Origin of the sequence: Thorsellia kenyensis (assembly GCF_042432445.1) — a bacterium.
Classification (GTDB): Bacteria; Pseudomonadota; Gammaproteobacteria; order Enterobacterales; family Thorselliaceae; genus Thorsellia; species Thorsellia kenyensis.
In genome coordinates this window covers 1-814 of the sequence record NZ_JBHLXE010000006.1, presented here as the reverse complement: position 1 = coordinate 814, position 814 = coordinate 1, and the positions used below count along the sequence as shown (strand labels likewise).

Sequence of the window (814 nt, the reverse complement as noted above, 5' to 3'; positions counted from 1 at the left end):
TATCATCAATAACGTAAATGATGAGGGTCCAAAATCGTCACAAGAGATTATAGTGGATAACAAAGCACCTGATATCACGAACAAAGTCTACTTAGATAGAATTTCAGAAGACCGTGGTATAGCCGACAATGACTTCAAAACGAACGATAAGACGTTGGAGTTCTTTGGTCACTTAGACAGAGCGCTAGATGCAGATGAATATGTAGAAATCAGCTTTGATAATGGTACAACATGGACACGTACCATCGTTACGGGCACTGAGTGGTACTATGATAGAACAAGTACACCATTTGCGAATGGAACTTACGATATCAAAGTCCGTGTCATTGATCATGCAGGTAACTTAGGTTTTGTCACGACGACTAAACAAATCACAATTGATGATACTCAAGTTCTACAAAACAGCATCTTGATCACGAAAGTGAGTGATGATACAGGTTCAAGTAATAGTGACTTCTTAACGAATGACAACAAAGTCATTTTAAGCGGTACGATTGATCGTAACTTAAGTGTAGGCGAGTACATCCGTGTAAGCTTAGACGGTGGTGTGAGCTACTTACGTGCCACGGTTAACCCAGATGGTAAAGGTTGGACCTTGAACTTGACGAGTAACACGCTGCTTGATGGCACATATACCATCAAAGCGCAAATCGTTAACCAGTTTGGTACACCGGGTGCAGAGCATGAGCGCGAGTTAACGGTTGATACTCAAGTGACTGAAGCCACTATCTCAATTGAAGGGATAAGTACAGACACCAACATAGATAACGACTTTAACACAGCGGATAATACGCTGATCTTTAATGGGCGTGTT

The 814-nt window shown here is 41.4% G+C and carries 1 protein-coding gene; it reads left to right on the top strand.

What is annotated here, in order from left to right; all coding sequences use genetic code 11:
- Nucleotides 1–52: 52 nt before the first annotated feature.
- The coding region (locus ACFFIT_RS00205) for an Ig-like domain-containing protein (protein WP_385875302.1) at nt 53–814 on the top strand (762 nt) is incomplete at its 3' end.